The following is a 17,076-nucleotide window of genomic DNA, read 5'->3' as shown; positions in this document are numbered from 1 at the left end:
CCGGGTCTGCCCCTGGTAAAGACGCGGGCGCTCCCGGACGGGTGGCCGCCGCGCGGCCTGGGACGCAACGTGGCAGCGGACATGGCAGCAACCCGGTGTCCCGGGCGCCGGGAATCAGGCCGCGGCCAACAATGCCGGGGCCACGCCCGCGGCGAGCGCATCGAAGTAGTCGCGGGTCAGTTCCAGCTGCGCCCGGGCGCTTTCGGCACGGTTGACCACTGCGCGGAAGGCGGCGTTCTCCGGGCGGTCCTTCGCGTACCAGCCCAGGTGCTTGCGGGCTATCCGCACGCCCTTGGGCTCGCCGTAGAACGCGTGCAGGTGCTCCAGGTGGCCGAGCAGGATGTCGCGCACTTCCCGGAGCGCTGGCGGCGGCAGTTCCTCGCCGGTGGCCAGGTAATGGGCGATCTCGCGGAACAGCCACGGCCGGCCCTGGGCCGCGCGGCCGACCAGCACCGCGTCGCAGCCGGTGTGGGCCAATACCGCCCTGGCCTTACGCGGGGAGTCGATGTCGCCGTTGGCCATGACCGGGATCGACAGTGCCGCCTTGACCTCGGCGATCGTGTCGTACTCGGCCACGCCGTTATAGTGCTGGTCGCGGGTGCGGCCGTGGATCGCCAGCGCGGCGATGCCGGACGCCTCGGCGATGCGGGCGATCTCCAGCGCGTTCCTGTGGTCCGCCGCCCAGCCGGTGCGGATCTTGAGCGTCACCGGCACGTCCACCGCGCCGACGACGGCCTCCAGGATCTCCGCGACCAGGGCCGGCTCGCGCATCAGCGCCGAACCGGCCCAGGCGTTGCAGACCTTCTTGGCCGGGCAGCCCATGTTGATGTCGATGAGCTGCGCCCCGTTGCCCACGTTGTGCCGGGCCGCCTCGGCCATCACCGACGGGACCGTGCCGGCGATCTGCACACTCACCGGGGCGGGCTCGCCGTCGTGGTCCATGCGGTGGCGCGACTTGGGCGTGTCCCACAGCCGCGGGTCCGAGGTGGTCATCTCCGACACGCACAGCCCCGCGCCCAGGCGCTTGCACAGCACCCGGAACGGCTTGTCGGTGACGCCGGCCATCGGGGCCAGGACCACCGCAGGTTCAATGGTGTGGGGCCCGATCCGCATGGGCGCGATTGTACCGGCCCCCTACGGGACGAGGTACGGCATCGCCGCGGCCGCCCCCTGGCGCTCGGTCGAGGCGCCCGCGTAGCGGCAGGCGAAGGCGACGTGGTCGGCGAAGCGGCCCGTGCCCCGGGCCAGCGAAGCGGCCAGGGCGCCGTTGAACGCGTCGCCGGCCCCGGTGGTGTCGACGACGCGGACGGCGGCGGCCGGAACCCGGTAATGGGCTCGCGCATCACCGCGTAGGTGCCCGCCGGCATGGGAAACGAAGCAGCCGGCGGCGCCAAGCGTCACCACCACCGTGCCGTGGGGCAGCAAGCGCCGGCACAGCGCGTGCAGCCCGTCGTCGGCAAGGGCCGCGACGTCCGCCGCGCCCATCTGTTCGCCGCAATGGCGGGCCAGCTGGGTGCAGAACTCCGACTCGTTGGGAGTGAGCACGTCGGTGAGCGCGAGCAGTTCCGGCGAGACGTCGGCATCGGCCGGTGCCGGGTTGAGCATCGCCAGCGCGCCACCGCCGCGGGCGTGGCCGAAGGCGGCCAGGATGGTGGCCGGTGGCGATTCCATCTGGGTGAGGACCACGCCGGCACTTGCCAGCAGCGCGGCGTGCCGCGCGACGGAGCCGGTGTCCAGGTCGGCATTCGCCCCGGCCCCGAACGCGATCGTGTTGTTGCCCGCCGCGTCGACATAGATGCCGGCGGTTCCGGTGGGCTGCGTGGAGACGGTGGCGTGCAGTTCGATCCCGTCGTCCGCGGCAAGCTGCCGCGCCAGCCGCCCGCCGGCGTCGTCGCCGATCGCGCAGACGAACGCGGTGGCGGCACCGGACCGGGCCGCCGCGGTGGCCTGGTTGAAGCCCTTGCCGCCCGGTCCGGTGCTGTAGCGCGCCGCCAGGGTCTCGCCCACGCGCGGGTGCACCGGCAGCGACCAGACGTGGTCGACGTTGAAGGAACCGACGACGACAACCGCGGCCATGCCTCAGGCCCCCAGGTTGGTCAGCACGCCGGCGATGGTGGCGGTCATCAGGGTCGCCAGGGTGCCGCCCAGCACCGCGCGCAGGCCGAACCGCGCCAGGTCCTGCCGCCGGTCCGGCGCCAGCCCGCCGATCCCGCCGATCTGGATCGCGATCGAGGAGAAGTTGGCGAAACCGCACAGGGCGTAGGTGGCGATCAGCCGGCCCTGCTCGGTCAGGGTCACGTCCGCGTTCTGTCCGGTGACGATCTCCGACAGGTGCAGGTAGGCGACGAACTCGTTGAGCACGATCTTCTCGCCGATCAGCCCGCCGACCGCGACCGCGTCCTGCCACGGCACGCCGATCAGCCAGGCGACCGGCGCCAGCAGGTAGCCGAGCAGGGTGGCCATGCTGGTGGGCCGGCCAAGCGCGTCGGCCAGTCCGGTGACCTCGCCCATCCAGGTCAGCGGCCAGTCGATCATGGCGATCAGGGCGATGAAGGCCAGCAGCATCGCGCCGATGTTCAGCGCCAGCCGCAGGCCGTCGCCGGCGCCGGCGGCGGCGGCATCGATCACGTTGCTGGTGGTCTTCTCGACCTCCATCTTCACCGTGCCGCGGGTCAGCGGCACGCCGGTTTCCGGCACCAGCAGCTTGGCCACCACCATCGTTGCCGGCGCGGCCATGATCGAGGCCGCCAGCAGGTGCTTGGCGTAGAACGCCTGGGCCACCGGGTCGCCGCCACCGAGCATGCCGACGTAGGCCGCCAGCACGCCGCCGGCGATGTGCGCCATGCCGCCCACCATCATGGTCAGCAGCTCGGATTCGGTCATCCGGCTGATGTAGGGGCGCACGGTCAGCGGCGCCTCGGTCTGGCCGATGAACACGCTGGCGCTGACGCTGGTGGTCTCCGCGCCGGAGACGTTCATCACCTTGGTGATCGCCCAGGCCATCGCCCGCACGATCGCCTGCATCACCCCCAGGTGGTACAGCACGCTCATGAAGGCGGCGAAGAAGATGATCGTCGGCAGCACCTGGAAGGCGAAGATGAAGCCGTAGGTCTCGACGTTCATCAGGCTGCCGAAGATGAACTCCGAGCCGACGTTGACGAAGCCCAGCAGCCGGACGAAGCCGTTGCCCAGCGCGTCGAACACGTCGCGCCCGCCCGGCACCAGCAGCACCAGCGCGGCAAAGCCGATCTGCAGGGTGATGCCGGTCGCCACCAGGCGCCAGTCGACCCGGCGCTTGTGGCTGGAGAACAACCAGGCGATGCCGATCAGCACCGCGAGCCCGAACAGGCCGAAGCCGATGCGCCCCAGAACGTCCATCCACAATCCCCGGGCGCGGACCGCGCGCCGCCAAACGACGCAGGTTACGGCCGCAGGGACCCGCTGGGCAACTTCCGCGTGGCGGTCAGTCGTCCCGGGCGATCACCCGGTTGCCGCCTTCCAGCTTGGCCTGGCGCAGGCGGCGGTCGGCCCGGCGCAGCAATTCGGCCAGGGTCCGCCCGTCGCCGGGAGCGGCGGCGATGCCCGCGCTGAAGCTCAGGTGCATCCGGGTGCTGCCGCGTCCCGGCAGGAAGGGGAGGGTGGACAGCCCGCGGCGGATCGCATCCAGGCGTTCCCATGCGGTGCCGGCCGGCTGCTGCAGGACCAGCAGGAGTTCGTCGCCGCCCAGCCGGACCAGCCATTCGCCGCGCCCCGACAGTCCGCGGATCACGTCCACCGCGTGGCAGATGGCGCGGTCGCCGGCGTGCTCGCCTTCCTGCTCGTTGATCCGCCGCAGCCCGTCGAGGTTCAGCAGTGCCAGGCTCAGGCTGCTGTCCTGCACGCGGGCCTCGGCCAACAGTGCCGGGGCGCGGTGCACCAGCCAGGTGCGGTTGGGCAGCCCGGTGAGGCCGTCGTGGCCCGATGCCAGGACGACCTGCTGCATCCGGAATGCGATCACCGCGGTCACCGCCGTCACCAGGCCCAGCAGGGTCAGGCGCTGCGCCTGCGCGCCAAGCGTGACCAGGCCGTACTCGCTGGACAGCAGGCGTTCGGGCGACGCTGCAGCCGTAATGATCCAGATGACCAGCGCACCGTACTGCAGCAGCGCCAGTGCGCCGGCGACGACACTCACCCGCCCGTCCCCGCGCAGCGCGGTGAACATGATCGCCAGGGTGTAGCAGCACCACACCACCATGCTGTTGAGGCCGGCCGGCGGGTGTTGCCAGGCGAGCATCGCCAGCACCAGGGTGACCACGGACACGTCGAAGGCCGTGGTCAGGAACGGCAGCCATCGATACCGGCGCGGCCCGCGGGCCAGCTGCAGCCACAGCAGGGACAGCAGGTTGATCGTGACCGCCCCCGCCAGTCCGCTGAGGGTTTCGCCCAGGCTACCGCCGCCAAGGATGTTGGCCAGCGGCAGCAGGAGCAGGAGCGCCGCCACCACCAGGCGCACGCGGGCAACCAGCAGCTCGCCGCCGGCGCCGAGCTCGAGCACGAGCGCGTCCGGGCGCGCCGCCAGGCGCGCGAGCAGTTCGCGAAGACCGTGCAGTCCCTGCATCATCGGTGTCCAGGTCCTCCCGTGGCCCCGGGCCGAGCATACCGCGCCCGTCCAGCCCCCCGGGCGCTGGCTACACTGCAATGCCCCGATGCCCTCTCCCCGGAGATCCCCATGGAATACCGTCGCCTCGGCTCGTCCGGCCTGCAGCTGTCCGCGCTGTCCTTCGGCGCCTGGGTCACCTTCGGCAGCCAACTCGGCCGCGGCACCGCCCGCGACCTGGTGGCCGCCGCCTGGGACCACGGGATCAACTTCTTCGACAACGCCGAGGGCTATGCCAATGGCGAGGCCGAGCGGATCATGGGCGACGTGATCGCCGACCTGCGCCTGCCGCGCGACGGGTTCTGCGTGTCCAGCAAGGTCTACTTCGGCGCCACCGATGACCCGCGACCCACCCAGAAGGGGCTCTCGCGCAAGCATGTCGCCGATGCCTGCAATGCGGCGCTGCGGCGCCTGCGGGTGGACTGCCTGGACCTGTACTACTGCCACCGGCCCGATCCGCAGGTGCCGGTCGCGGAGACGGTGTGGGCCATGGACACCCTGATCCGCCAGGGCAAGGTGCTGTACTGGGGCACCTCGGAATGGCCGGCGGAGCTGATCCGCCAGGCCCACGAGGTCGCAACGCGCCACCACCTGCATGCCCCGACCATGGAGCAGCCGCAATACAACCTGCTGCACCGCGAGCGGGTGGAGCGCGAGTACGCACCGCTGTACCAGGACTTCGGCATGGGCACGACCGTGTGGTCGCCGCTCGCCTCCGGCCTGCTGACCGGCAAGTACAACGACGGGATCCCCGAAGGCTCGCGCCTGGCCCGCGAAGGGCTGGAGTGGCTGCAAAGGGAGGTGGTCGGCGAGCAGCAGGCGCGGCTGCAGCGTGCCCGGGCGTTCACCGCCGCGGCCGGCGGGCTTGGCGTGCGCCCGGCACCACTGGCGATCGCCTGGTGCCTGCGCAACCCGCGGGTGTCGTCGGTGATCCTCGGCGCCAGCCGGGTGGAGCAGTTGCTGCAGAACCTGGAAGCGCTGGAGCTGGCCGGACGCCTGGGCGAGGCCGAGTGGGCACAGGTGGAGGCGGCGGTCGCCTGAGCGGCCACTCCGGCGCCGGCGTCGGAAAGCCCGGGCCGATCCGGGATAATGCCTGCTTCCCTCCACCGTGGACCGCCATGACCCGCAAGACCATCCTCAACGACAGCCACCGTGCGCTCGGCGCGCGGATGGTGGACTTCGGCGGCTGGGACATGCCGCTCAACTACGGCTCGCAGATCGAGGAGCACCACCATGTGCGCCGCGATGCCGGCATGTTCGATGTCAGCCACATGGCGGTGATCGACCTGCACGGCGCGCGTGCCCGCGAGTTCCTGCGCCGGCTGCTGGCCAACTCGATCGACAAGCTGAAGGTGCAGGGCAAGGCGCTGTACTCCTGCATGCTCGACGAGGACGGCGGAGTGATCGACGACCTGATCGTCTATTACCTGGGCGAGGACTTCTTCCGCGTGGTGGCCAATGCCGGTACCCGCGAGAAGGACCTGGCATGGATCGAGCGCCACGCCGCCGCGTTCGGTGTCGAGGTCAGGCCGCGCGACGAGTTGGCGATCATCGCGGTACAGGGGCCGCAGGCGCGGGCCAGGGTCACCGCGCTGGTATCCGAGGAAGAGCGCGGGACGCTCGAGGCGCTCGGCCGCTTCGCCACCGCCACGGTGCGCAGCCAGGCAGGTGCGGAGCTGTTCGTCGCGCGTACCGGATACACCGGCGAGGACGGCTTCGAGATCGTGTTGCCGGCCACCGGGGCGGCGGCGCTCTGGCAATCGCTGCTGGACGCCGGGGTCAAGCCTGCGGGACTGGGCGCCCGCGACACCCTGCGGCTGGAGGCGGGCCTGAACCTCTACGGCCAGGACATGGACGAATCGGTGACTCCATACGAGGCCGGCCTGGGCTGGACGGTGAGCCTCGATGAAGGACGTGACTTCATCGGTCGTGCCGCGCTCGAGGAACAGAAGTCCGCTGGCGTGCCACGCCAGCTGGTCGCGCTGGTGATGGACGAGCGCGGCGTGTTGCGCCACGGGCAGAAGGTGCTGACCCCCGCGGGTGAGGGCGAGATCCTCTCGGGCACGTTCTCGCCGACCGCATCCAGAGCGATCGCCCTGGCACGGGTTCCCGCGGGTGATTTCAGCCCCGGCGCGGAAGGCGTGCGGGTCGACATCCGCGGCAAGGACGTCCCGGTCCGCGTGGTGGCCACGCCGTTCGTGAAGAACGGCCAGCCGGCAGCCGGGATCGCCGGCTGATCCTTCCCCTTTCCATGCCCGGGCGCCCTTACACTGGCGCCCTTCCATTCCCCTGCGGAGAGAGCAGTGCCATGAGCGAGATCCCCGGTGACCTGAAGTTCATGAAGTCGCACGAGTGGGTGCGCGTGGAGGGCGACGGCAAGGTCACCGTCGGCATCTCCGACCACGCACAGGCCCAGCTTGGCGACCTGGTGTATGTGGAACTGCCCGCGGTGGGCGACCACTTCGACGCTGCGGCCGCCTGTGCGGTGGTGGAGTCGGTCAAGGCGGCTTCCGACATCTACGCGCCGGTTGCCGGCACCGTGGTCGCGGTCAATGAAGCACTGAACGACACCCCGGAAACCGTCAACGAGGATGCCTTCGGCGAGGGCTGGCTTTTCACCCTCGAGATCGACGATGCCGGGCAGCTCGACGGCCTGCTAGACGCCGATGCCTATGGCGAGATGGTCGAGGCCGACGAAGGCTGATTCCCGTCTCGCGACGGCATGCAATTTCGAACCCGCATCCCGAAAAGGTGCGGGTTTTTTTCTGCCTTTGGCGGAACAACGCACGCAGGTGTTGTTGACACCCCATTGCCACGTGATTAGGTTTCGCCAAGCAGACGTCTCCTGCGGAAGCAAGTGAGAGAAACCTACGCGACAACGCGCGCTGCAGCCCCAGGCCTTCTCCAGCAGGACGAACGGTACGGGCTGGTTTCCCTTACGCACCGGTATACCCATGACGTCATCCTTCCGGCCCACGCCCCAGACCACGCTTCATGCGATGGCACGCGCACGCGCGCGCGCACCGCAGGGAGCGTGGCTGGCGAAGGGCCATCTCCGATCCGTTCCGGTGCGCGCTGCACTGGCGGTTGGCCATGGGCGCAGCCCACGGCATTTGCTTGGTACTGGGCTGTTACCCCCGATAGACCACTGACGAGGAGCCACCACATGGCCACCAGGAAGACCGCAAAGACCACCGCCACCGCCGGCGGCGCAACGGACAACACCAACCCGGGCGAGACCACCACCAGCGCCGGTTCCACCGGCAACGGCGTCGCCGCACCGAAGAAGGCGACGGCCGCGAAGAAGGCCACTGCGAAGAAGGCCACTGCGAAGAAGGCCACTGCGAAGAAGGCCACTGCGAAGAAGGCCACTGCGAAGAAGGCGACCGCGAAGAAGGCCACCGCGAAGAAGGCCACTGCGAAGAAGGCGACCGCGAAGAAGGCCACCGCGAAGAAGGCGACCGCGAAGAAGGCCACCGCGAAGAAGGCCACCGCGAAGAAGGCCACCGCGAAGAAGGCCACCGCGAAGAAGGCCACCGCGAAGAAGGCCACCGCGAAGAAGGCCGCTGCCAAGGCGCCGACGGCAAAGAAGGCAACGGCAAAGAAGGCCGCCCGCCGGGCGAAGAAGGCCGAGCAGCCACGGCCGATGCCGGTGACCCCGTCGCCGATGATCTGACCGGCGGCACCCGGCAAGTCGAACCCTCTCCCGCGGCCCAGGCGGGAGGGGGTTTTTTGATGCCGGGCGATTTACCGGCGGCGCTTCCGCCGCGGGACGGGTCCTACTGCGGTGCGGCCGAGGCGCGGCCCGAGCTGCTGCCCGGCGCCTGGGAATCCCCGGCCTTCTCGGCATACATCCGCGAAGGGTCGAAGTCGATGCTCAGCCACGCGGTGAGCTCGGAGGGAATGTCGAAGGCGCGGTCGAGCATGGTCGGCAACAGCCCCGACGGAATGGTGCTCTCACCGTTCCACATCACCGCGATGCCCAGGTCCAGCTCGGGCACCACTGCGATCATCCCCCGATACCCTTGCACTGCACCGGCGTGGTAGGCGATCCGGTGGCCGCCGTAATCGTACACGCGCCAGCCGAGCCCGTAGCCGGCCGACTCCAGGCGCGCCCGGCGCCAGGCCGAGGTGCGGGTCTGGTAAGGCGTGTCGACCAGCGGTGCGTGCAGGGTTGCCAACAGGGGCGCGGGAATCACGTCGGGGCGGTGGCCGGTCTGCGCCAGCAGCCACTTGGACATGTCGCTGGCGCTGGCATTGACTCCCGCCGCCGGCTGAACCTCGTAATAGGTCGGCTTGGGCATGACCGATACCCAGCCGCCGCGGCCGCGGACATGTGGCCGGGCCCAGCGGGCGCTGGACTCGATGCCTTCCAGCCCGACACTGGCATCGTTCATGCCCAGTGGCTTGAGCAGGCGGCGCTGGATCTGCTGGCCATAGAAGTCGCCGGTGGCGGCGAACATGATGTCGCCCACCAGGCTGAAGGCCACGTTCTGGTAGGCGTAGCAGGTCCCCGGCTCGCACTGCAGCGGCGCACTGGCGAGCTTGCGGGTCAAGTCGCGGTAGGACACGTAATGCTCGAGGTCGCTGTCGAAGGTGTTGCGCGACAACCCGACGCGGTGGCTGAGCAGGTCGGCCACGGTGATCTGCTCGGCGGCGCCCGGCCGGCTGAGCTGGAAATCGGGCATGTAGTCGACCAGCTTGCTGTCCCAGCGCATCGCCCCGTCGGCAACCAGCAGTCCGGCCATGGTGCCGGCGAAACCCTTCGACAACGAGGCCAGGCGGAACACCGTATGCGCATCGACCGGCTCGGCGTCGCTGACGTCGGTGATGCCGTAGCCGCGCGCGCTGAGCACCTTGCCGTTCTGGACGATCGCCATGGCCATGCCGGGTACCCGCTGGCCGGCCACCATCTGCTGCGCCATCGCCTCGAAGGTCGCCACGTCGAAACCCGCCGGGAGCGCCGGGCCCGAGTCCAGCGCCGATTCGATCGGCGGGAGCATGTGGGCTGCCGTCGGCACCGAGGCCACGTTGGCGGCGGCCGGAAGATCGCCCGTCGCCGCGGCGACGGACGCTTCCTGCGGGCTGTCGTCTTGCCGGGCGCCGGAAGGAGTCTGGGCGCCGGTGCCCACGGCCAGGCTCAGCAGGACCCCGAGGGTCAGCAGCCGGCGACGGGTACGGGGCGAGCGGTGCGGACTGTCTTTCATCGGCTGCAGCGCCTGCGTATGCTGGGTCACCCGATCATAACGCCGGTTTCCCGAGGTTCGCGAACAATCATGTTCAGCTTCCTGATTCTATTGGCTTTGGTGATTGCCGTCGTGGCGTGGGGCGTGGGCGCGTACAACGGCCTGGTGGCGGGGCGCAACGCCTGGCGCAATGCGTTCGCGCAGATCGACGTGCAGTTGCAGCGGCGCTTCGACCTGATTCCCAACCTGGTGGAAACGGCCAGGCGCTACCTCGCGCACGAGAGCGAAACCCTGGAGGCGGTGATCGCCGCCCGCGGCGCCGCGGTCAGCGGCCTGGCGGCGGCCAAGGGCAAGGCCGGCGATGCCGGCGCGATGGCACGGCTGGGCGAGGCCGAGGGCGTGCTGGAAGGGGCGCTCGGCCGGTTGATGATGGTCAGCGAGGCCTACCCGGAACTGAAGGCCGACCGGACCATGGCCCAGCTCACCGAGGAGCTGACCAGCACCGAGAACCGGCTGGCGTTCGCCCGGCAGGCCTACAACGATGCGGTGATGGCCTACAACAACCGGCGCGAGATGTTCCCGTCCAGCCTGGTCGCCGGCAACTTCGGCTTCGAGCCGGCGGCGATGCTGTCGATCCCGGCCGACCGGCAGGAGATGCGCCAGGTGCCGCAGGTGCGCTTCGGCGAGGGCGCCTGACGCCCTTCCGTAGCGCGGTCCGATGAACTTCTTCGAGCTCCAGGCCGCCGCCCGGCGTGACAGCCGGCGGCTGGTGGTCCTGTTCGCGCTCGCGGTGCTGATGATCGTCGGCGCGCTGGAACTGGCCGCCTGGCTGGTCGTCGGCCCCTCGCCCAAGGTGCTGGCGTGGGTGGCGATCGCCGCCCTGGGCATCATCGGGTCCGGTTCGCTGTACCGGCTTTCCACCCTGGGCGGGGGTGGGGAGGCGGTCGCGCAGCAGCTTGGCGGCGAGCGCGTGCCCGAGGACACCCGCGATCCGGACCTGCGCCGGCTGCGCAACGTGGTCGAGGAGGTCGCCATCGCGTCCGGGGTGCCGGTCCCCGGGTTGTACGTGCTCGAGCACGAGGCGGGCATCAACGCCTTCGCCGCCGGCCATTCGACATCCGATGCGGTGGTCGCGGTCACCCGCGGCGCGCTGGAGCGGCTCAACCGCGACGAGCTGCAGGGTGTCGTCGCCCACGAGTTCAGCCACATCCTCAACGGCGACATGCGGTTGAACATGCGGTTGCTCGGGGTGCTGTTCGGCATCTCGGTGATCGCGCTGATCGGGCGCCGGGTCATGGAATTCAGCGTCGTCGGGCCGGACCTGCGCGGGCGCAACCGGGGCATCTTCATCCTGTGGCTGGTGATGTTCGGTCTGGTTGCGCTGGTGGTCGGCTGGGTCGGCCTGGCGTTCGCCCGAATGATCCGCGCCGCGGTCTCGCGCAGCCGCGAACGCCTGGCCGATGCCAGCGCGGTGCAGTTCACCCGCCAGCGCGCCGGGCTGGCCGGGGCGCTCAAGAAAATCGGCGGGCTGACGGACGGCTCGGAGTTGTCCTCGCGCGGCGATGCGGAGGAGGTCAGCCATATGCTGTTCGGGGAGGGCGTCGCCTACGGCAGCCTGGGTGCCCGGCTGTTCGCCACCCATCCGCCGCTGCTGGAGCGCATCAGCGCCCTGGATCCGGCTTTCCGGCCTGCCGAGCTCGAGCGGCTGGCACGTGGGTGGGCGCAGCATCCGCCGATGGGCCTGGACGAGGACCTGCACCTGGGGCTGCACGGCGGCGGCTTGCCGGGCGCGGGCAGCGCGCAGCATGTGGCACCCGAGGGCGTTTCCGGGCAGGTCGGCACGCCGGGCCCGCACGATCAGCGCAACGCCGACAGCATCCTGCGCGACCTGCCCGCCGACCTGCGACGCCTGGCCCGCGAGCGTGAGCGGGTGATGGCGCTGGTGCTGGCCCTGTTGCTGGATACCGATGAAGGCATCGCCGCCCGTCAGCTGGAGGAGATCCGCAGCCGTCTCGGTCAGTCGATCGCGGTCGATGTCGCGCAACTGCACCGGCAACACGTCGCCGGTCTGCACCCGATGCTGCGGATCCCGCTGGCCGAGCTGGCCTTCCCGGTCCTGCGTCGGCGGCCGCGGCCGCAACTGGAGACCTTCCTCGATGCGGTGCAGGCAGTGGGGATGGCGGATGGAAAGCTGTCGCTGTTCGAGTACTGCCTGGGCCGCCTGCTCACCCTGCAACTGCGTGAGTCGCTTGCGCCGGCCCGCTATGCCGGGATCGGCCGCCGCCAGCCACGCGCGGTGCGCAGGGAGATCGCGACCCTGCTGGCGGTGGTCGCGGACGCCGGCCACGGTGACGGCATCGGTGCCCGCCACGCCTATCTTGCCGGCATGCAACGGATCCTGCCCGGCGAGCACATCGACTACCGCCCGCCCGCCAATGCACCGGCGGCACTGGAGCAGGCGTGGGTGCCGCTGGACGCGCTCGATCCGCTGGCCAAACGCGTGCTGGTGGAGGCGGTAACCGCGGCCATCGCCCACGACGGCCGGATCAGCGTGGTGGAGTCGGAACTGCTGCGGACCGTCTGCGCCATGCTCCACTGCCCCTTGCCGCCACTGCCGGGACGTCCGTGAACACCGTTGCCGATGGCCGGCTGCGCCGCTTCCGCCGCGCGCTGGCCGACTCACCGCCGCTGTGGTGGTCGCTGCTGTATTTCTTCAGCCTGTTGTGCGGCTACTACGTGCTGCGCCCGGTGCGCGACGCCATGGGCGCCTCGGGCGATGCCGCGACGGTGTTCCCGCGCTGGCTGGTGGACTGGTCGGCCGGGCACGGCTTCATGCTTGGCGAATACAACCTGCAGGTGCTGTTCACCGGCACCTTCGTGGCGATGGTGCTGCTGCAGCCGGTCTACGGGGCGCTGGTGGCGCGCTTCCCGCGCCGGGTGTTCCTGCCGGCGGTGTACCTGGTGTTCATCGCCTGCCTGGCGGGGTTCTACTGGTTGTTCCACACCGGGATATCGGGGCGCGGGGCGGCGTTCTTCATCTGGGTCGCGGTGTTCAACCTGTTCGCCGTGACGGTGTTCTGGTCGTTCATGGCGGACGTGTTCGACAACGAGGACGCCAAGAGGGTGTATGGCTATATCGGCGCCGGCGGGACCATCGGCGCGCTGACCGGCCCGGCCATCACCCGCTTCCTGACCGAGCCGCCGGAGTTCGTTCGCCCCTGGTTCGAGCCGGTGGAAGTGGCCAGCCTGTTGCTGGTCTCGGCCGGCTTCCTCGCCGTGTGCCTGCTTTGCATCATGCGCCTCCGCCCCTGGGCCCTGCGGCGGGAACGCCAGCAGGGCAGCATGACCGGAGGCGCGCCCATGGGCGGCTCGGTGATGGCGGGACTGCGGCTGGTGTGGGAACGCCCGTTGCTGCGCGCACTGGCATTGCTGATGTTCTTCGGCGTGGGCGTGGGCACGCTGCTGTACAACGAACAGGCGGCGATCGTGCGTGCGGCGTTCGATACCGACGAGGAGCGGACCGCCTTCTATTCCATGCTGGATGGCGCGATCAACACCCTGACCCTGCTGGTCCAGCTGCTGCTGACCCGCTGGCTGCTGCGTCGCTACGGGGTCGCGCCGGCGCTGCTGGGGCCGGCGCTGGCAATCCTGCTCGGCTACTGCCTGCTGGCCGGCTCGCCCTTGCCGCTGATGGTGGCGATCGTGCAGGTGGTGACCCGGGCCGGCGAGTTCTCGCTGGCCAAGCCCGCGCGCGAGACGCTCTACACCCGGGTCGACCGCGAGTCGCGCTACAAGGCCAAGGCCGCGATCGACACCGTCGTCTACCGGGGCGGCGACCTGGCCTTCGCGTGGGTGCACAAGGCGCTGGCGGTGCTGGGCTCCAGCGTGGTGTTCCTGGCCGGCATCGGCGTCGCCGCCGGCATGACCACGGCCGCGTGGGCCGTGGTGCGCGCCCAGCGCAAGCTGCCGGACGAGGGTAGGGCGCAATAGCCGCCCAATGGGGCGGCGTATTGCGTACTACGCCGGGTTGCGGGCGACGAAGGCGGCGGAGGGCAGCTCGGCGGGGTCGAAGTCGTCGACGCTGATCGCGTCCACGGTCATCTCGCGCAGGTCCTCGAGCTGCTGGCGCTCGGCGTCGGTGATCCAGCCACGCTGCACGCCTTCGGCCAGCTGCCCGGCGTAGGTCAGTGCCTCGATGTCGCTGTTCTTGAGCGCCTTCATGAACTTGCGCTCCACCGGCTCGGCGGCGACCACGGCCTCCAGGTAGCTGTTGATCCGGCCACCGGGGTTGTTCGGGCCGGGGGTTGTGAACACGCCCTCGGCCAGGCGCTCGCGTGCCTCGTTGGGCACCATCAGCAGGCTGGCGGCGCGACGGCCGAGGCGGTCGCTGGGGGCCTGGGCGCGGCGGCCGAGGGGGAACACCAGCAGCCACAGCAGCCAGCCCACCGGGCGCACCGGGAAGTTGCGCAGCGCGCCCGACAGGGCGATCTCCATCTTGTGGACGGAGTCATGGAAGGCCCAGGCCAGCAGTGGGCGGTCGGCTTCCGGGCAGCCCTGGTCCTGGTAGCGCTTGAGCATCGCGCTGCACAGGTACAGGTGGCTGAGCACGTCGCCCAGGCGTCCGGACAGCGACTCCTTGAACTTGAGCTTGCCGCCGAGCATCAGCATCGAGGTGTCGGCGCACAGGGCCAAGGTGGCCGAGTAGCGGTTGAGCTTGCGGTAGAAGCGACGGGTGTAGTCATCGCCCGGCGCCTTGCCGAAGCGCGCGGCGGTCAGGCCGAACCAGAACGAGCGCACCGCGTTGGAGATGGCAAAGCCGATGTGGCCGAACAGGTTGCGGTCGAACTCCACCAGCCGTTCCTGCGGGTCGGGCAGGGTGGTGGCCTTCATCTCCTTGAGCACCCATGGATGGCACAGGATCGCGCCCTGGCCGAAGATCATCAGCGAGCGGGTCATGATGTTGGCGCCCTCGACGGTGATCGCGATCGGGGAGGCCTGCCAGTCGCGTCCGGCGAAGTTGCGCGGGCCGAGGATGATGCCCTTGCCGCCGATCACATCCATGATGTCCCTTGCGAGCTCGCGGCCCATCTCGGTGCAGTGGTACTTGGAGATGGTCGAGGGCACCGCCGGCAACTCGCCGCGGGCCACCGCGGCGGCCGAGGCCTCCGAGAGCGCGCTGGTCGCATAGGCGCGCCCGGCGATCCGTGCCAGCGCCTCCTGCACGCCCTCGAAGCGGCCGACCGACAGCCCGAACTGCTTGCGGATGCGCGCGTAGGCGCCGGTGACCACGGCGCCGATCTTCGCCCCGCCGCTGGCGGTCGAAGGCAGGGTGATGGAGCGGCCGATCGACAGGCACTCCACCAGCATCTGCCAGCCCTTGCCGGCATAGGCCTCGCCGCCGATCAGCTGGCTGAGCGGGATGAACACCTCGCGGCCATGCAGCGGGCCGTTCTGGAACGGGTTGTTGAGCGGGAAATGGCGGCGGCCGATCTCCAGCCCCGGGGTGTCGCGCGGCAACAGCGCCAGGCTGATGCCGATGTCCTTGACGTCGCCCAGCAGCGCGTCCGGGTCGTACATGCGGAACGCCAGGCCGATCAGCGTCGCCACCGGCGCCAGGGTGATATAGCGCTTGTCGAAGGTCAGCTTCACGCCGACCACCCGGGCGCCGTTCCACTCGCCTTCGCAGACGATGCCGAAGTCCGGGATCGAGGTCGCATCCGAGCCGGCCCACGGCCCGGTCAGGGCGAAGCAGGGCACTTCGCGGCCGTCCGCCAGGCGCGGCAGGTAGTGGTCTTTCTGTTCCTGGGTGCCGTAGTGCAACAGCAGCTCGGCCGGCCCCAGCGAGTTGGGCACGCCGACGGTCGAGCTGACCGTGGAGGAGATCGAGGCCAGTTTCTGGATGACTTTGTGGTTGCCCAGCGCCGAGAAGCCCAGGCCGCCGTATTCCTTGGGCACGATCATCCCGAAGAAGCGGTTCTTCTTGATGAACGTCCACAGCTCCGGCGGCAGGTCGGCGCGCTCATGGGTGATGTGCCAGTCGTCCACCATCCGGCACAGCTCCTCGACCGGGCCGTCCAGGAAGGCCTGCTCCTCGGCGCTCAGCGTGGCCGGTGGCTGGTCCAGCAGCACCTGCCAGTCGGGACGGCCGGAGAACAGCTGGCCTTCGAAGCCCACGGTGCCGGCCTCCAGCGCGACGCGCTCGGTTTCCGACAGCGGCGGCAGGATCTTCGTATAGAAGTCCAGCAGCGGCCGGGTGATGGAATTCAGGCGGATCTGCGGCAGCAACAGCGGGACCGCGATCAGGGCGGTCAGCACGGCGACGACCAGGGTGGCCATGCCGTTCGCACCCAGTGCCCAGCAGGCGAGCAGGCCGGCCGCGGTGAGCGCGGTCCAGGTCGCCAGGCGAAGTCGGTGGTAGGCGGCGAATCCGCCGATCAGCAGGAAGACGATGAACGGTGCGGCGATGCTCATGGGTTCGCTCCGGCGCGGTGGCGCCTCTACATACGGCCGAGTATGTTTCGCCGTGAAGGGGGATGTCAAACGCTTGTTTGGTTCCGTGCGTGGGGGCGGTTCCGCGTCCCGGCGGGGGCCCCGGTTGCTACACTCCCGTCCCCATGAGCCCAGCCCGCACGCACAGCAAGGATGACACCGCCACCCGTGCCGGGGCCACCGGCCGCGGCGAGCGTGGCAATCGCCTGAGCGCGGAAGACTGGGCCGCCGCCGCGTTGGAGCAGATCGCCGAGCAGGGCGTGGCCTCGGTGGCGGTCGAGCCGCTGGCCCGCCGGCTGGGCGTGACCAAGGGCAGCTTCTACTGGCACTTCCCCTCGCGCGAGGCGCTGCTGGTCGCGGCCCTGGAGAGCTGGGAGCGCAACGAGCAGGAAGCGGTGTTCGGGCAACTCGAAGCGGTCCAGGACCCGCGCGAGCGCCTGCGCGCGCTGTTCTCGCTGGTCGCCCACGAGTACAAGGCACACGTGGTGTATTCCGAATTGCTGCGCGCGATGGACCACCCCGCGGTGCAGCCGGTGATCGGTCGTGTCTCCGAGCGCCGCCTGGAGTACCTGGCCACCGTCTTCCGCCAGGCCGGACTGCCGCGTACCGCGGCCCGCCACCGGGCCCGGCTCGCCTATGCCGCCTACGTCGGCTTCCTGCAGCTCAACCTGCAACTGGGCCAGGCGCGGGTGCAGCAGGAAGAGTTCGACGACTACGTGGAACACATGATGGCGACGCTGATCCCGTCGTCCTGATCTTTCCGGG

14 protein-coding genes are annotated in these 17,076 nt (G+C 70.1%); 8 read left to right on the top strand and 6 right to left on the bottom strand.

The window, feature by feature from the left end; genetic code table 11:
* Nucleotides 1–114: 114 nt before the first annotated feature.
* The 4 genes from dusB to LY625_RS04680 form a co-directional block, all read right to left on the bottom strand.
* Nucleotides 115–1,113: a tRNA dihydrouridine synthase DusB gene (dusB, locus tag LY625_RS04695; RefSeq protein WP_233737896.1), complete on the bottom strand. Its 999-nt coding sequence runs from the start codon at nucleotides 1,111–1,113 to the stop codon at nucleotides 115–117.
* A gap of 21 nt (nucleotides 1,114–1,134) precedes the next feature.
* On the bottom strand, nucleotides 1,135–2,076 hold the full coding sequence (locus LY625_RS04690) for a ribokinase (protein ID WP_233737895.1): 942 nt from the start codon (nucleotides 2,074–2,076) through the stop codon (nucleotides 1,135–1,137).
* Between the two features lie 3 nt (nucleotides 2,077–2,079).
* The gene (locus tag LY625_RS04685) at nucleotides 2,080–3,378 is read right to left on the bottom strand and encodes a nucleoside transporter C-terminal domain-containing protein (protein WP_233737894.1); all 1,299 of its coding nucleotides are present in this window, start codon (nucleotides 3,376–3,378) and stop codon (nucleotides 2,080–2,082) included.
* Nucleotides 3,379–3,463: 85 nt separating this feature from the next.
* Nucleotides 3,464–4,600: a GGDEF domain-containing protein gene (locus LY625_RS04680; protein ID WP_233737893.1), complete on the bottom strand. Its 1,137-nt coding sequence runs from the start codon at nucleotides 4,598–4,600 to the stop codon at nucleotides 3,464–3,466.
* 108 nt (nucleotides 4,601–4,708) lie between these two features.
* Here LY625_RS04680 and LY625_RS04675 point away from each other — a divergent pair, with 108 nt between their 5' ends.
* The 4 genes from LY625_RS04675 to LY625_RS04660 all read left to right on the top strand — a co-directional run bounded on the left by LY625_RS04675 (nucleotide 4,709) and on the right by LY625_RS04660 (nucleotide 8,312).
* Nucleotides 4,709–5,677: an aldo/keto reductase gene (locus LY625_RS04675; protein ID WP_233737892.1), complete on the top strand. Its 969-nt coding sequence runs from the start codon at nucleotides 4,709–4,711 to the stop codon at nucleotides 5,675–5,677.
* Between the two features lie 77 nt (nucleotides 5,678–5,754).
* Nucleotides 5,755–6,873, top strand: coding sequence for a glycine cleavage system aminomethyltransferase GcvT (gcvT, locus tag LY625_RS04670; protein WP_233737891.1), 1,119 nt, complete (start codon nucleotides 5,755–5,757; stop codon nucleotides 6,871–6,873).
* Nucleotides 6,874–6,944: 71 nt separating this feature from the next.
* The gene (gcvH, locus tag LY625_RS04665) at nucleotides 6,945–7,340 is read left to right on the top strand and encodes a glycine cleavage system protein GcvH (RefSeq protein WP_233737889.1); all 396 of its coding nucleotides are present in this window, start codon (nucleotides 6,945–6,947) and stop codon (nucleotides 7,338–7,340) included.
* A 462-nt stretch (nucleotides 7,341–7,802) separates the two neighbouring features.
* Nucleotides 7,803–8,312, top strand: a complete 510-nt coding sequence (locus LY625_RS04660) for a histone H1-like repetitive region-containing protein (RefSeq protein WP_233737888.1) — start codon at nucleotides 7,803–7,805, stop codon at nucleotides 8,310–8,312.
* 103 nt (nucleotides 8,313–8,415) lie between these two features.
* On the opposite strand, the gene LY625_RS04655 is transcribed toward LY625_RS04660, so the two are convergent.
* Nucleotides 8,416–9,843, bottom strand: coding sequence for a serine hydrolase domain-containing protein (locus tag LY625_RS04655; RefSeq protein WP_233737884.1), 1,428 nt, complete (start codon nucleotides 9,841–9,843; stop codon nucleotides 8,416–8,418).
* Nucleotides 9,844–9,912: 69 nt separating this feature from the next.
* Here LY625_RS04655 and LY625_RS04650 point away from each other — a divergent pair, with 69 nt between their 5' ends.
* Genes LY625_RS04650 through LY625_RS04640 form a run of 3 tightly spaced genes read left to right on the top strand, consistent with a single transcriptional unit; the run spans nucleotide 9,913 to nucleotide 13,812 of the window.
* Nucleotides 9,913–10,518, top strand: a complete 606-nt coding sequence (locus tag LY625_RS04650) for a LemA family protein (protein WP_233737882.1) — start codon at nucleotides 9,913–9,915, stop codon at nucleotides 10,516–10,518.
* A 22-nt stretch (nucleotides 10,519–10,540) separates the two neighbouring features.
* Nucleotides 10,541–12,451, top strand: a complete 1,911-nt coding sequence (locus LY625_RS04645; protein WP_233737881.1) for a M48 family metallopeptidase — start codon at nucleotides 10,541–10,543, stop codon at nucleotides 12,449–12,451.
* Entirely contained in the window at nucleotides 12,448–13,812 is a 1,365-nt protein-coding gene (locus tag LY625_RS04640; RefSeq protein WP_343223458.1) for an Npt1/Npt2 family nucleotide transporter, read from the top strand. The genes LY625_RS04645 and LY625_RS04640 overlap by 4 nt, the downstream gene beginning before the upstream one ends.
* A gap of 27 nt (nucleotides 13,813–13,839) precedes the next feature.
* Here the strand turns inward: LY625_RS04640 and LY625_RS04635 are convergent, their stop codons facing one another.
* Nucleotides 13,840–16,293, bottom strand: coding sequence for an acyl-CoA dehydrogenase (locus tag LY625_RS04635; RefSeq protein WP_233737880.1), 2,454 nt, complete (start codon nucleotides 16,291–16,293; stop codon nucleotides 13,840–13,842).
* Between the two features lie 143 nt (nucleotides 16,294–16,436).
* Between LY625_RS04635 and LY625_RS04630 the strand changes: the two genes are divergently transcribed.
* Nucleotides 16,437–17,066 carry a TetR/AcrR family transcriptional regulator gene (locus LY625_RS04630; protein ID WP_233737879.1) on the top strand — a complete coding sequence of 210 codons (630 nt, stop codon included), beginning with the start codon at nucleotides 16,437–16,439 and terminating at the stop codon, nucleotides 17,064–17,066.
* Nucleotides 17,067–17,076 lie beyond the last annotated feature (10 nt).

Origin of the sequence: Lysobacter sp. GX 14042 (assembly GCF_021390425.1) — a bacterium.
Lineage (GTDB): Bacteria > Pseudomonadota > Gammaproteobacteria > Xanthomonadales > Xanthomonadaceae > Novilysobacter.
This window is presented reverse-complemented; position numbering and strand designations above follow the sequence as displayed.

Coding starts and splice junctions, on each gene's coding strand:
- dusB (WP_233737896.1), bottom strand. CDS start 1,113: ATGCGGATCGGGCCCCACACCATTGAACCTGCGGTGGTCCTGGCCCCG.
- LY625_RS04690 (WP_233737895.1), bottom strand. CDS start 2,076: ATGGCCGCGGTTGTCGTCGTCGGTTCCTTCAACGTCGACCACGTCTGG.
- LY625_RS04685 (WP_233737894.1), bottom strand. CDS start 3,378: ATGGACGTTCTGGGGCGCATCGGCTTCGGCCTGTTCGGGCTCGCGGTG.
- LY625_RS04680 (WP_233737893.1), bottom strand. CDS start 4,600: ATGATGCAGGGACTGCACGGTCTTCGCGAACTGCTCGCGCGCCTGGCG.
- LY625_RS04675 (WP_233737892.1), top strand. CDS start 4,709: ATGGAATACCGTCGCCTCGGCTCGTCCGGCCTGCAGCTGTCCGCGCTG.
- gcvT (WP_233737891.1), top strand. CDS start 5,755: ATGACCCGCAAGACCATCCTCAACGACAGCCACCGTGCGCTCGGCGCG.
- gcvH (WP_233737889.1), top strand. CDS start 6,945: ATGAGCGAGATCCCCGGTGACCTGAAGTTCATGAAGTCGCACGAGTGG.
- LY625_RS04660 (WP_233737888.1), top strand. CDS start 7,803: ATGGCCACCAGGAAGACCGCAAAGACCACCGCCACCGCCGGCGGCGCA.
- LY625_RS04655 (WP_233737884.1), bottom strand. CDS start 9,843: ATGAAAGACAGTCCGCACCGCTCGCCCCGTACCCGTCGCCGGCTGCTG.
- LY625_RS04650 (WP_233737882.1), top strand. CDS start 9,913: ATGTTCAGCTTCCTGATTCTATTGGCTTTGGTGATTGCCGTCGTGGCG.
- LY625_RS04645 (WP_233737881.1), top strand. CDS start 10,541: ATGAACTTCTTCGAGCTCCAGGCCGCCGCCCGGCGTGACAGCCGGCGG.
- LY625_RS04635 (WP_233737880.1), bottom strand. CDS start 16,293: ATGAGCATCGCCGCACCGTTCATCGTCTTCCTGCTGATCGGCGGATTC.
- LY625_RS04630 (WP_233737879.1), top strand. CDS start 16,437: ATGAGCCCAGCCCGCACGCACAGCAAGGATGACACCGCCACCCGTGCC.